The 12,867-nt window shown below is 71.1% G+C and carries 10 protein-coding genes; 3 read left to right on the forward strand and 7 right to left on the reverse strand.

From position 1 onward, the window contains the following. Window positions 1-91: 91 nt before the first annotated feature. The 4 genes from ACF1GV_RS40905 to ACF1GV_RS40920 all read right to left on the reverse strand — a co-directional run bounded on the left by ACF1GV_RS40905 (window position 92) and on the right by ACF1GV_RS40920 (window position 4,319). On the reverse strand, window positions 92-448 hold the full coding sequence (locus tag ACF1GV_RS40905; protein ID WP_391691997.1) for a maleylpyruvate isomerase N-terminal domain-containing protein: 357 nt from the start codon (window positions 446-448) through the stop codon (window positions 92-94). Window positions 449-614: 166 nt separating this feature from the next. Then, window positions 615-740: a hypothetical protein gene (locus ACF1GV_RS40910; protein WP_391691999.1), complete on the reverse strand. Its 126-nt coding sequence runs from the start codon at window positions 738-740 to the stop codon at window positions 615-617. Between the two features lie 120 nt (window positions 741-860). Further along, window positions 861-2,342 (reverse strand): hypothetical protein, encoded by a 1,482-nt coding sequence (locus ACF1GV_RS40915; protein ID WP_391692001.1) that lies wholly within the window; start codon window positions 2,340-2,342, stop codon window positions 861-863. A 1,131-nt stretch (window positions 2,343-3,473) separates the two neighbouring features. Then, window positions 3,474-4,319: an SDR family oxidoreductase gene (locus ACF1GV_RS40920; protein WP_391692003.1), complete on the reverse strand. Its 846-nt coding sequence runs from the start codon at window positions 4,317-4,319 to the stop codon at window positions 3,474-3,476. Window positions 4,320-4,454: 135 nt separating this feature from the next. Here ACF1GV_RS40920 and ACF1GV_RS40925 point away from each other — a divergent pair, with 135 nt between their 5' ends. Continuing rightward, entirely contained in the window at window positions 4,455-5,297 is an 843-nt protein-coding gene (locus ACF1GV_RS40925) for a TetR/AcrR family transcriptional regulator (RefSeq protein ID WP_391692005.1), read from the forward strand. Between the two features lie 357 nt (window positions 5,298-5,654). After that, window positions 5,655-6,002 carry a VOC family protein gene (locus tag ACF1GV_RS40930; protein WP_391692007.1) on the forward strand — a complete coding sequence of 116 codons (348 nt, stop codon included), beginning with the start codon at window positions 5,655-5,657 and terminating at the stop codon, window positions 6,000-6,002. A 250-nt stretch (window positions 6,003-6,252) separates the two neighbouring features. Here the strand turns inward: ACF1GV_RS40930 and ACF1GV_RS40935 are convergent, their stop codons facing one another. The 3 genes from ACF1GV_RS40935 to ACF1GV_RS40945 all read right to left on the reverse strand — a co-directional run bounded on the left by ACF1GV_RS40935 (window position 6,253) and on the right by ACF1GV_RS40945 (window position 10,431). After that, window positions 6,253-8,265 carry a S9 family peptidase gene (locus tag ACF1GV_RS40935; RefSeq protein ID WP_391692009.1) on the reverse strand — a complete coding sequence of 671 codons (2,013 nt, stop codon included), beginning with the start codon at window positions 8,263-8,265 and terminating at the stop codon, window positions 6,253-6,255. A 527-nt stretch (window positions 8,266-8,792) separates the two neighbouring features. Further along, the gene (locus ACF1GV_RS40940) at window positions 8,793-9,434 is read right to left on the reverse strand and encodes a hemerythrin domain-containing protein (protein ID WP_391692011.1); all 642 of its coding nucleotides are present in this window, start codon (window positions 9,432-9,434) and stop codon (window positions 8,793-8,795) included. A 373-nt stretch (window positions 9,435-9,807) separates the two neighbouring features. Continuing rightward, complete coding sequence (locus ACF1GV_RS40945; protein ID WP_391692013.1) at window positions 9,808-10,431, reverse strand: TetR/AcrR family transcriptional regulator; 624 nt, start codon at window positions 10,429-10,431, stop codon at window positions 9,808-9,810. Between the two features lie 208 nt (window positions 10,432-10,639). Between ACF1GV_RS40945 and ACF1GV_RS40950 the strand changes: the two genes are divergently transcribed. Beyond that, window positions 10,640-12,847 carry an MMPL family transporter gene (locus ACF1GV_RS40950; RefSeq protein ID WP_391692015.1) on the forward strand — a complete coding sequence of 736 codons (2,208 nt, stop codon included), beginning with the start codon at window positions 10,640-10,642 and terminating at the stop codon, window positions 12,845-12,847. The last annotated feature ends 20 nt before the right edge of the window (window positions 12,848-12,867 follow it).

Raw genomic sequence — 12,867 nt, forward strand, 5'->3', positions numbered from 1 at the left:
GGGCTACGGCGTTCACCAGGCCATGCTCGGCATCGCCCGGCTCCACAACCTGGCTCTCACCGGATAACTCACACCCCATACGGGACAACCTCTAGGCGACGTAGTCGGTGGGCCAGTCGGCGGGGGAGTAGCCCAGGTCCAGGTCGACGTGGTGGGTTTCCAGTTCCCGCCAGGCGCGGCACAGCGTGAACCAGGCGGGGTGCCGCCATCCCGCGAGGGCGCAGACCAGCGTGGGATGGCGGTTCGCGGGCATGGCCTCCGCCTCGTCGAGGAGCCGGTCCAGGCTGCCGCGCAGGTCGGCTGCCAGTGCGGCCGCGTCGCGTTCGGCGCCCTCGTGCAGGACTCGGTCCAGGGCGGCGGCGTCGGTCCGGGGCCAGGGTTCCCTGCCGGTGCGGGCCAGGATCAGCAGCCACCCGTAGGCATCCGCGCTGCGGGCGAGGTGCGTCAAGGCGTCCAGATGAGCCGCCCCAGCCAGGTCCGCACGTCGCTGAAGACCCACTTCCGCCCTCCCCTGCAGAGGGCAAATCCTGCAGCAGATGGGATCTGGTCACCAGACTCCCAGCTCAGTGAACCTCCTCCGCCGTGAAGCCGTACAACCGCTGGGCCGCGGCGTTTCAGTAGGCGATGCGGTCATCGAGGTTCAGGCCCCCGCCGCCGGCCTCTACGGCAACGGGGACCGTTCCTCTCGGACCGAGCGCGCGTGCGGCCATCAGCGGAATCGGCTTCTCGATGCTGGACACACTGGGGCCCTGGTGCACCGCAGGGTACGCCGGCTCGGCGTGTTGGTGGCCGAGTGGAATCGTGCCTTCTCGCCCCGCGTGTGCAGCCAGGTCACGAGATCGTCGAACACCCGCAGGCGTTCAGAGGGTGCCGCTCGCCAGCTTCCACTCCCGGTGCAGGGCGCCCAGTGGGATGTCTCGATGGATGATCGGGGTGCCGAACACGGACAGCTGGAGGCGCAGGGTGCCGGACAGGTCGACACCGCCGTACACGGACCAGGCGCCCTCCGCCTTGACCTTGCCGTCGGAGGAGGCGGTGACCGCTGCGGATCCCTCGCCTCGCAGATACGGGGCGACGTCGGCTGCGACGCCGGCGGCGCCGTAGAGACCGACGGAGGCCTGGGCGCCAAGGGCGGTGTTCAGGTGCCCGGAGGTGGTGAGGGAGGCGCGGACCGGGGTGCTCGTCATGTCCGAGGAGCTGATCGGCGTCCACCCCTTGCCCAGACCGAAGGTGCCGCCTGCCTTGAAGCCGCCCTTCACCTGCTGCTGGACGTCGACGGTGACATGGCCGTCGCCGCTGATCTGCAGATAGCAGATCAGGTCGAGGTTGACGACGACGGGCACGGGACCGACCTGGAGGATGGGGTCGGCGTGCAGCTTGGCGAAGGGGATCCGCAGCGGAGTCCCGGTGGCCGCGGCGACCCGGCCCCTGACGGCCCAGCCGGAGCTCCAGTCGCCGGAGACGCCGAGGTAGGCAGAGCCGGGTGGGACGTCGGTTCCGGCGCCGCCGTAGGCGAAGTCGACGCGCGGTGCGAGCTGGACGAAGCCGTTGAACGAGGCGGCGGCCGAGACGGGGGCGTCCTTGGCGGTCGGCACCTCGGCGCCGACGTCGAGCCGCAGACTGCCGAGCGGTACCGTCCCGCCCTTGGGCCCGACGTGCACGTCACCCGCCTTCGACCAGGACACCTTCACGTTCGGCAGCAGCTTGTCGACGGTGAACGACTCGGGGTCGACCGGGACGGCGCCCTTGGCCGTGTCGTCGCCCAGCAGCGCGTTGAGTGTGGCCGGTTCCGTCTGCACCTCCGTGCCGCGGTCCGTCTCGCCGATCACCTTGGTGACCTTGGCGAGCAGTCCGTGCGGGGCGCCCGGCGCGGGTGCGCTGGCGATGACATCGCCGACGGCGGCCTCGTGCGGGGCGGTGGCTGAGGGAGAAGAGGTGGGGGCAGGAGACGAGGGCTGGGAGCTGGGGGAGTTGGAGATGGAGTCCGAGGGGTGCCCGGACGGGTTTCCGGAGGGGCGCGGCGAAGTGACCCTGCGATTCGCCTGGTTGGCCAGAACGGCGCGGTGCGTGCGGCTGTCGTACGAGCTGACGGTGAGCGCCGTCTTGTGCGCCCGACGCCCGGAGCTGGACGGGGCCGCCTCCGCGGCCGGGGTGGTGGTGGGGGCGGCTGCGACGGGGAGTGCGTGGCCCGTGCCGGGGTCGGAGCCGTCGTCCACCGTGAGGTGCCGGGTGGGTCCGGCGGTCGTCGGCTGCTCGGCCTGCGACGCCGGAGCGGAGCAGGCCGCGGCGAGGAAGAGGCTGGTCAGAGCGAAGGCAGGCAGCAGGGCGCGCCTGTGCCTCATGGGTCTGCGCAAGGTCGTTCCTGTGTGAGGTGGGGGGTTGACAGAGAGGTACCGGCGCGTGCCGCTTGAAAGCGGAACCGGTCGGAACTCGGTGACGGCCTGAGCATGCCATGACCGTGTACATAGATCCGTCACAATCCGGCCACCGGGCAACATGACCTGCAACACGGTGAGTTCAGGCCACGTGTGACCGAGGAGTCCGGCTGAGGGAAGGGGGTGGCCATGCGGCGGATGCATGATGACCACTCCGCCGTGGTCGGCGAGGCGGGTGCCCGCGAGCCGGAGGGGGCGGCCGATGTCCTCGGTGGTCCGTCAAGAAGCGGCGAACAGCTCCGGCGGCTCCACGGGCAGGGTCGGCCGCTTCGGCCCCTGAAATCAGCGGCCGTGGCCGCGCGGAAGCCTCAAGGACTGCCCCGTCCCGTCAGGCCGGGCCGGCCCGGCGTTACGGGGTGGCGGTAGCCGGCCAGCCATTTCCGGTCGGCGGCCGGGATGTCGTCGAGCGGTGGGACACGCCGGTAGGCCCCGCGCCGATGTCCGCGCACGCCTGTGCCACCGCCTCCGCGGCACTCCTCGCGCGTTCGCCGTCGGTGTCAGGGTGGCCGAGGCAGTAACGGCGAGCAGCGTGGTGCCGTCGACACGGCGGGCGAAGAGCTGCGGCACCCAGGAACGCACCTGACCGTGCGGGTCACGCCACAGCAGCCGTACCGACCGCCCCGCCAGCCCGGAAATGTCAGGGTCGTGGTCCAGGACCATCAGCTGGGTGCGCATCGCGTTCGACCCCGCGGCCACGTGCCGCCCGGTGGTCGCCGACCACCGCAGGCCCGGCCCCCAGCGCCGTCCCGGACCACCGGGAAGGCCGACACCGGCGGCCGGGCCACCTCCCGAAGGGGCACCACGCTGTTCATCGCCGCCACCGAGGTCCGCTTCTACGCGTTCTCGATCAGGCCGGCACTGTGACCGACCCGCGCAGCAGCCGCCGAACGACGCCGGCGGCCGGACCGGTCTGCACCCCGCCAGCTGCTGCAGCTGCTCCTCGGCTTCACGCTGACGGCTGCGGCGGGACGCCGGGCGGGCCCGGCGCGGCGGTGTGGCGCCGGCGGTGGTGCTGCCGTTGCCGGCACCGGCAGCGGGTCAGCGCACCCAGGTACCCGTGAGGGTCTGGACGGCAGAGCCGTCGAGGTCGGTGAGGGTGGTGGCGACGAAGTCGCGGGCCCACTGTGAGGTCTGGACGCGGAAGGGCGGGCGGGCGACGGTGAGGGCGTCCACGATCGGGGCGGCTGCCTCGGCCGGGGTCTGGGCGTTGTCAAACATGCGCACAGTGCGGGCAATGTAAGCCTCGAGCGCCGGACTGTAAGGCCCCGCGGCGGCGAGCAGCGCCGGGACGTCAAGGCCGAGGTTGTCGACGAACTCGCTTGCGACCGCGCCCGGTTCGACCACGGTGACATCGACGCCGACGGTGGCGGCGACCGGTGCGAGGGACTGCATGAAGCCCTCAGCAGCGAACTTGGCCGCGCAATAGGCCTCGTTGAAGGGCTGGCCGACAGCGCCGCCGACGCTGGTGACGGTGATCACCCGGCCCTTCGATGCACGTAGGTGCGGCAGAGCGGCACGGGTCACCGCCACCACGCCGAAGAAGTTGACCTCCATGGCGGCGCGGACGTCGTCGACGCTGGTCTGTTCGATCGTGCCGACCTGGGCGGCGCCGGCGTTGTTGACCAGCCCGTCCAGGCGGCCATGCTCTGCGACGACCTCGTCGAGACAGGCGGTGATCGAAGCGGAGTCGGTCACGTCCAGGCGCTTGACCTGGATCCGGTCCGCGACACCCGCCTCCGCGGCAGCGTTGAGCAGGGCTTCGGCCTTGCGGATGTCGCGCATGGTGGCGATGGTCGTCCATCCCGCCCGGGCGGTGCCGATGGCGGTGGCCAGGCCGATGCCGGAGGACGTACCGGTGATCAAAACGGTCTTGGGGGAGGTCATGAACATCTTCCTTGCCTGGGGCGCATGGCGGGCCGACACCCACGCAACCGGGGAGTTCCCCAGTTATCCTTCAGGCTAAGCGGGGAACTCCCCGGTTGTCCAGTTAGACTGGTCCCCAGACGAAAGGAGCAGTCCTTGACCAGCAAGCCGAGTGCGTTGCGCGCCGATGCCCGCCGCAACCGGGAGCGCATCCTCGAAGCGGCCGTGCGCGCCTTCTCCGAGAAGGGCCCGGATGTCGCGATCGACACGATCGCCAAGGCCGCGGGCGTGGGCTCGGCGACGCTCTACCGCCACTTCCCCACGCGGGAGGCGCTGGTCGAAGCGGCCTACCGCAATGAGCTGGCCGGTGTCTGCGACAGAGCCGCGAAGCTGCTCGCCGACAATGCGCCGGACCGAGCGATCCGCCTTTGGATGGACGACTTCATTGACTACGTGGCGGCCAAGCAGGGCATGGCGGACGCGCTGCGGGCCGCGGTCGCATCCGGAGCGGACCCCTTCGCCGAAACCCTCGACAAGCTCGGCACCGCGATCAGCACCCTGCTGCACGCCGGGGCTGACGCCGGTCTCCTGCGCGCGGACATCGACGCCCTCGACGTCGGGCTTCAGCCTGGCCGGCATCGCGCTGATCACCAGCGCTCCCGACCAGCGCGAACGGGCCGGCCGCCTCCTCGACCTGCTCCTCGACGGCCTCAAGTACACAGCGGACACCCCGGCGTCCGCTGCCTGAACACTCCTGGTGCGCCGTCCGAACCCGTTGGCCGCTGCCGCGACTCCGCACTGCCCGTCTGCCCGTCTGCCCGGGTCGCGCTGGACGGCCGTATGGTCCTCGATCGCCGAGCACAAGCCCACGCGGTGGAACCGGCCATCGCCCGCAGATGGGCGACCGACTCGACCTGTTCACCGTTCAGCTACAGCACCCACCGGTTGCCGAGCCGGCGAGCGGTGCGCACCTTGTCCGCCACGTCTTCGGCAGACTGAACCTGCAGCCGCGGGCCGAGGTGGATGTACAGGCGCAGGCCCTCCCTCTCCGAGCGGCGCAACTCCACGAGGCGCTCACCCTGCGCCGGTCCACCGGGTCGGGCGTCGCAGCCGGGCCGGCCTCGCGTAGGTCAGGACGTCGTGGCCGTGTCCGGTGAGCCGGGCCGCCCACCGTACGGGGCCGCCCTCGTACACGGACAGCTCCGCGCGCACCTCCCGGTCGGGGCGAGCTGGGTGCGAAACCGCCTCCCGAAGACATCGAACGGCAGGCGTTCCCACGGCAAGCGCGGGGCGATGGGACCGTGGTACTCCTGGTTACGCCCCACAGACGCGCCTGTTCACACCTGGAGTCGCCCGATGAGCGTTCGTCGTGTCGTGCCCAACATCCGGTCGGAGGCTCCGGAGGAGAGCCGGGACTTCTACGGGCTGCTGGGGTTCGAGGAGGTCATGAACCACGGCTGGATCATGACGCTCGCCTCCCCGTCCGCCCCTGCCGCGCAGGTCAGTTTCATGGCCGGCGACAGGACGGCGCCGCTCGCGCCCGACCTGAGCGTGGAGGTGGACGACGTGGACGCGGCCTACGCGGCCATGCGGGATAGCGGTGCGGAGATCCTCCATCCCCTGCGGGACGAGGAATGGGGGGTGCGGCGGTTCTTCGTGCGCGACCCCAACGGCCGCGTGGTGAACGTGCTGGGCCACCGCTGAGCGCCGGTGGTCGAGGAGGTCGTGGACACAACAAGCACCGTTGCAGTACTAGTTGAGTTGCTCATCGACTGACGGGTGCTTACCGGGTAAGCACCGAGCCATCGAGGGGCTGTAGCCGGGGACACCCGCCTGCAGCCCCTTGTCCTGTCTCACTCCTGGCGTCCGCTAACGCGTCGGCCGCGGTGAACCGGCGTCCGTTCCTGCCCAAAAGCGGGGGCCCACCTCGTCGAAGGCCGACGCCCGCCCGCGCTCACAACAGTCCGGGCCGCTGCCACTCGTCACCAAGGACGTGATGGTCGAGAAAGTTCAGGAACGCCTCGTACCAGACCTGGATGTGGCCCGGGGAGAGGATCCAGTGGTTCTCGTCCGGGAAGTACAGGTACTTCGCAGGCACCTTGAACCGCTGCAGATCCTGGAAGAGCGCGGCGCCCTGGCCGACCGGCACGCGGTAGTCCTTCGCGCCGTGGATGACCAGCATCGGCGTACGGATCTTCGCGGCGTCCAGGTACGGGGAGTGCGCCTCGTACCGCTCGGGCCGGGTTACCGGGTCCCCGAAGATGCACTGGAAGTACCAGGGCGCGTCGGTGTCGCCCTGGAAGGACCGCAGGTCCCACAGGCCCGCGTGGCTCACGATCGCCTTGAACCGATCGGTGCTCGTGGCGACCCGGTTGGCCATGTAGCCGCCGTAGGAGCCGCCCCCGAGCGCGGTGCGCGCGGCATCGATGTCGTCACGGGCCTCGGTTGCGTCGGTCAGCGCCATCACGTCCGTGTACGGGACCCCGCCCCACTGCCCCCAGCCGCGCCGGTGGCCCTGCTGACCGTAGCCGGTCGACAGGGCCGGGTCGGGCAGCAGCACCGCGTAGCCGCGGGCCGCGAACGGCCACGGGTTCCACCGCCAGGTCCAGCCGTTCCAGCTGCCCTGCGGCCCGCCGTGCACGGCGACGAGTAGCGGCGCGGGGTTCTCGGCCGACGCGCCCTCAGGCAGCACGAGCCAGCCGCGCAGCCGGTACCCGTCCGCCGCGTTGGCGTGCACCTCGGTGAGGGTGCCCGGCAGCGCGTCGAACGCACCGGGGGCGGGCAGCTCGACCGGCGTCTGGTCGGCGACGCCGGCCTCGAACCTGACCGGCCGCGGCGGCGAGTCGATCGCGTTGCGCAGCGCGTACAGCGTCCGCCCGTCGGGGGCCACGCAGAGCGAGCCGTACGCGCCCGAGGCGGTGAGCCGGGTCACGGTGCCGTCCGCGTCCCGCCGGAAGACGGGCGCGTGACCCTCCACATCGGCCACGAAGAAGAGGGCGTCGTCGACCGTCGAACAGACGGCACCGACAGGCCAGTTGTCGAACCCGGGCAGCAGATCGACGGCCTCGCCGCCGTCCACGCCGACCCGGACGAGCGTCATGTCCATCGACTCGTCGTAAGTCGGCCACGTCATCCGCGAGCACACGACCGCCGAGCCGTCGTGCGTGAACACCGGCGCCTCGTAGAGGTGCTCCACATCGCCCAGGACGAAGACCTCCTCGCCGGTGGCCGCGTGTGCCACCACCACGGCGGTGCGGTTCTCGGCGGGCACCCGGCCGGGTACGAACCGGGTGTAGGCCACTCGCGTCCCGTCGGGCGACAGTGCCACGTCCCCGGGGTGCTCGAGGCCGACGCCCTGCCCGCCGGCGTCGACCACTGCGCCCTCGGCCCCCGCGCGCACGAAGGTGTGCTGTTCCTCGGGGCCGAGATCGCGGTCCCAGGCGCGGGTCGGCCCGGCCTCGTACAGGATCGCGGTGACCTTCGCGTCCTTGCGCGCCGTACGCAGCTTGCCGTGCGCTTCGGCGTCGGCGGTCCCGGGCAGCAGCCCGGCGGTGTGTGCCAGCGCGCCGGAGCCCCGGGCGACGGTGAACGCGGTGATCCCGCCCGGGTGCCGGGCCACGACGGCGGCCTCACCACGCCCGGGCAGCGCCCACAGCGCGGCACCCTCGCGCTTGTCCTCCTCACTGTCGTCCTCGCGTTCCGACAGGAAGTACAGCACCCCGTCCGGGCCGAACGCGGGCCCGGACTCGCCCTTCCCCGACCGGGTCAGGCGCAGCGCCTCGCGCTCCCCGGCCGGATCGATCTCCCACAGCCCGGACACGAACCTGGTCCGGTCCTCCGACAGCGTCTGCACGGTGGCGACGAGACGGCCACCGTCGGCGGACAGCGCAAGGGAGTTGACGCGAGGCTGGGCGAGGAACGCGGGCAGGTCGTGGAAGGTGGTCGTGCCACCGGGGATCGCAGACATGCGGACGATTCTTGCTCGCGAAGGAGGCGGTGAACAGCGGATTACGGGCGCCGCCCGCCAGGGGTGCCTGCCGCCCGTCCGGCGAAACGCAGAGATCCCGCCCGATCGAAGTGATCGGACGGGATCCCGTCAACCGCCTACGAGCTGACTCGTGAACGGCGCCTCCGATCACAGCAACACGTTCAGACCGCTGCACGCACCCGACGCTCACGAACCCCCCTTCCAGGGTCGCGGCCCGACTCCCAATTCCTAGTGCCGTGTCAGAGAACCTTGCCTCAGCTGACGGGACGCGCGGTTCGGATGCCGCGATCTGCAGCGCGCTAACCTGACGCCATAAAAGAGCACGGCGTCCCAGCCGATGGTGGTCGACGACGCCGTGCTCGCCCTTCTGCGTCCGAAGCCGGAACTGTCCCAGCTCGTGAACGAGCCGGGCGACGTCCTCGCCGCCGCGCAGGCCGCTGCCGACGCTTCGGACGGGCTGGGCCCCATCGCCCGATCGGCCGGCGTGAGCCGGTGGCGCCGGAGCCCTACGTCCGGGGAATCATGTCGCCGGGGCGGCGGACGCGGGCGGTGGTCCGGGCGTAGAGACGGGTGCCGATGGTGCGCCAGAGCAGGCGGGCAGGGGCGGGCATCTGCGCGAGGAACAAATGGCGTTCCTGGGCCGTCGCGTCTTCGAGGATTGCGCCGAGAAAGATCAGCAGCTTGGTCTTGGGGACGCTGTGACGCCCGCGTTCGCCGACCTCGGACCACTCGCGTGGCGTGATGTGATCGGCCATCAAGGGGAGGAGGTGCTCTTCTTCGTCGTCCATGTGGGCGGCGGCGTGCCGGCCGAGTTCGCGCAGGGCGGCGGCGAGGCGGAGAGCGGCGTCGCGGTCGGCCTGGGTGCGCCATTGGTGCGACAGGTCGGTGGCCGTGGCGAGCGCGCCGGCGATCACTTCGTGCTGTCCGGCCATGCGGGCGACGACGTCGTCACCGGGGACGGCACGTTCGCGCAGTTTGGGCCACAGCAGGTCGTCCTCACCCTCGTGATGTTCGCGCAGGGCGCCGAGGATCAGGTCCAGGTGGTCGGCGATCGTCGAGACGCGTTGCCCGTCCCCAGGAGGGGCGGCTTCTATCAGATCGGCCAGGAGCGGTATCTCGCGACGGAAGACGCGGTGGAGGACCACCATCTCCTGTGGGTTCAGGCGATCGGCGGCAGGAGGCGGAGTGGCGGTGGGCATGTGGGTCCAGTTCGATCAGGGAGCGGTGATCGCTCCCAGAGACCCGCAGACTAGGACCTGTCCAGCAAATGATCAACGCGATGTCCGGCAGCAGCACACGGAACAGCGGGGCCCGCGGGCGCGGGGAGCCGAGGCAGAAGCCGACACGGCGCGGCTCACGCAGGCCGCGCGCGGGCAAGGCACCGGCCGGGCCAGATGCGAGCCACCGCCGCGCGGCTGCGCCGGTGCGCAACGGGGAAGCGGCGCCGTTATTACGTCGGCGGTCGGGATCGGGGAAGGGCAGCCGGGTCCGTTCCCGATGGTCCCGGGCCCTCACTCGCCGTCAGGATTGCGCGGGTGAGCCGATCGTCCGCAGTATCCCGAGCGCGCGGAGGAGGGGCGCGGGGCCGGTGTCCGTGAGCCCGGAGGCCCGGCGCGCCCTGCGGGTGCGCAGGACGGCGCGGACCGCGGACAGGGCGGCGCACGCGATCACCGCGGCCGTGAGATCGGCGTCCGGTGTGTCCGGCGGCAGTCTGCTCTCGACCAGGACGGTGAGCCGCTCCTCGAAGTCGGAGAAGGTCTGGACGAGCCGGGCCGTGACGACGTTCTCGATGCCCTGGACCGGATGGCTGAGAGCGGTCAGCGTGGAGGCGGCGAACGGCTCGGCCGCCTCCAGGAGGGCGTTGCACACGGCGTCCAGGGGTGCCTCCTCCGCCGGGCGGCGGGCCAGCGCGTCCTCGACGTAGGCGAAGATCTCGACACTGTCCGGCAGCAGCAGCGCTTCCTTGCTCTCGAAATAGCGGAAGAAGGTGCGCACCGAGACGTTCGCGTATGCGGCGATGTCCGCGACCGTGGTGGCCTCGAAGCCGCGTTCCTTGAACAGGCGCGCCGCCCCTTCCAGCAGGCGGTGCCGCGTTTCCTCCTTCTTGCGTTCGCGCAGTCCGGCGGTGGCGATCTCACTGGGCATGGTCCGAAGCCTTCCGCTATGTGCCACGACTGTCAATTGACACCCATGCCACTCTCGCGGCTCATGGGCCGTTGCGGCGGTCCCGTAGCCGCGGCGCCGGCAGCACACGCCCGGGCCGTCGCATGCGCAAATGTCACTCATGCCAATTGTCATTCATGCCACTTTGACTCTAGGGTTCGTGTCACTAGTGACACTTTTCTGGGAGACCATGGTGGCTCGATCGCTACAGCACCCACCCGCGCCGAGCGGGGCGCGCACCGCCGCCCCTTCGGCGAGCGACTCGTCCGCGGGCCGCCGCGGACTCGGCCGCCTCGGCGGCTTCTGTGCCCGGCATCCGGTAGCGGTGATCGCCGTCTGGCTGCTGGTTCTCGTGGCCGCACTGGCCGGACGGCATCTCGCCGCGCCCACGTTCAGTGACCAGGTCAGCCTGCCCGGCACCGCCTCCCACACCGGTGCTGATCTCCTCGCCACTTCCATGCCCGAGGCGGGCAGGCCCAGCGGCAAGGTCGTGTTCCACACCGGCTCCGGCACCGTGGCCGAGCACCGATCCGCGCTCGACCGCACCCTCGCAGACCTGCGTGATCTGCCGCACGTCACCGCCGTATCGGCGCCTGTCACCAGCGCCGACGGACGCACCGCGTACTCCATCGTCTCCTTCGACGAGCAGCTGAAGAACCTCGGCCACGAATTCACCGGCCGACTCGACACGGCGACCGCCCCCGCCCGGGCGGCAGGACTCGGCGTCGCCTACGGCGGCGACCTGGACCAGGTGGTCCGTGCGCCGGCCGACGACAAGCTGAGCGAGGGTGTGGGCATCGTCGCCGCCCTCGTCATCCTTCTGCTGGCCTTCGGCAGCGTCCTCGCCGCGCTGCTGCCGCTGCTCACCGCGCTGATCGCCGTCGGGGTCGGCCTCGGCGTCGTGGGCATCGTCGCCGCCACCCTCTCCTTCGCCACGTCGGCGACCACCCTTGCCGGCATGATCGGCCTCGGTGTCGGCATCGACTACGCCCTCTTCCTGACGACGCGTTTCCGCCAGGACCTCATCGACGGGCACGACCCGGCCGACGCCGCCGGCCGCACCGCACACACCAGCGGACGCGCTGTCCTGGTCGCCGCTCTCACCGTCGCCGTCGCCATGCTCAGCCTCTATGCCTGTGGGCTGACCTTCATCGGAAAGATCGGCCTCGCGGCCACCCTCGCCGTCGTCGTCACCGGCGCTGCCGCGCTCACCCTCGTACCGGCGGCTCTGGGACTGGTGGGCAGGCGCATCGACCGGCTCCGGCTGCGCCGCCCGGTCGCCGAGGGCACGGCGGCCGGCGACGACCGTAACCGCTATGCGAACCTCGTCGCCCGGCGCCCCTGGGCGTTTCTCGCCGTCGGCGTCGCCGTCCTCGGCGTGTGCTCGCTACCCCTGCTGTCGATGCGTCTCGGCCATGTCGACGCCGGCGCCGACCGGCCCGGCAGCAGCACCCGAACCGCCTACGACTGGATCGCACAAGCCGGCGGGCAGGGCTTCGGGGTGGGGGCGAACGGGCCGATCGTCACCGTCGTCGACGTGAGCGGCGCGAAGTCGCCCGTCGACCGGATCACAGGCGACGTGACCGCGGCCCTCAGGACCACCCACGGCGTGGCCGCCTTCACCCCCGTCAAGGCGAGCGCCGACGGGAAGATCCTCGTCACCACGCTGACCCCGACCACCGGCCCGCAGGACGCCGCCACCGGCGACCTGGTGGCCACTCTCTCCGGACGGACACTGCCAAAGGCCCTGAACCGCACAGGCGCCAAGGCCTACCTCACCGGCACCGTGGCCGGCCAGGCCGACTTCCGGGACACGGTCGGCGAAAGGCTGCCCATCGTCATCGGCATTGTCCTGGTCCTCGCCTTCCTGCTGCTCATGACGGTCTTCCGCAGCCTCGTCATCCCGCTCAAGGCCGTCGTGCTCAACCTGTGCACCACGGCGGCCTCGTACGGCGTGCTCGTCGCGGTCTTCCAGTGGGGGTGGGGTGACTCGCTGCTGGGGCTCTCGGAACCGGTGCCCATCGAGTCGTATGTGCCGATGATGATGTTCGCCATCGTCTTCGGGCTGTCCATGGACTACGAGATCTTCCTGCTGTCCCGGATCGCCGAGGCCTGGCACCGCACGGGCGACAACCGGCTCGCCGTGGGCGAGGGACTGTCCGCGACGGCGCGCGTCATCTCCGCCGCCGCGTTCATCATGACCGCGGTGTTCCTCTCCTTCACCGCCTCACCGACCGTGGTCGTGAAGATGCTCGCCCTGGGGCTGGCGATCAGCGTGGTCGTCGACGCCACGGTCGTCCGCCTGATCCTGGTGCCGTCCGCCATGTTCCTCATCGGCCGGGCGAACTGGTGGATACCCCGCCGCCTCGACCGGGTCCTGCCACGCCTGAACGCCTGACCGTCCACCGACAGATCCGG

Source organism: Streptomyces sp. NPDC014006 (genome assembly GCF_043088925.1).
Classification (GTDB): Bacteria; Actinomycetota; Actinomycetes; order Streptomycetales; family Streptomycetaceae; genus Streptomyces.

What these genes read in the sequence shown, in the direction of transcription:
- ACF1GV_RS40915 (WP_391692001.1), bottom strand. Translation starts at nt 2,342, where the DNA reads ATGAGGCACAGGCGCGCCCTGCTGCCTGCCTTCGCTCTGACCAGCCTC.
- ACF1GV_RS40920 (WP_391692003.1), bottom strand. Translation starts at nt 4,319, where the DNA reads ATGACCTCCCCCAAGACCGTTTTGATCACCGGTACGTCCTCCGGCATC.
- ACF1GV_RS40930 (WP_391692007.1), top strand. Translation starts at nt 5,655, where the DNA reads ATGAGCGTTCGTCGTGTCGTGCCCAACATCCGGTCGGAGGCTCCGGAG.
- ACF1GV_RS40935 (WP_391692009.1), bottom strand. Translation starts at nt 8,265, where the DNA reads ATGTCTGCGATCCCCGGTGGCACGACCACCTTCCACGACCTGCCCGCG.
- ACF1GV_RS40940 (WP_391692011.1), bottom strand. Translation starts at nt 9,434, where the DNA reads ATGGTGGTCCTCCACCGCGTCTTCCGTCGCGAGATACCGCTCCTGGCC.
- ACF1GV_RS40945 (WP_391692013.1), bottom strand. Translation starts at nt 10,431, where the DNA reads ATGCCCAGTGAGATCGCCACCGCCGGACTGCGCGAACGCAAGAAGGAG.
- ACF1GV_RS40950 (WP_391692015.1), top strand. Translation starts at nt 10,640, where the DNA reads ATGGTGGCTCGATCGCTACAGCACCCACCCGCGCCGAGCGGGGCGCGC.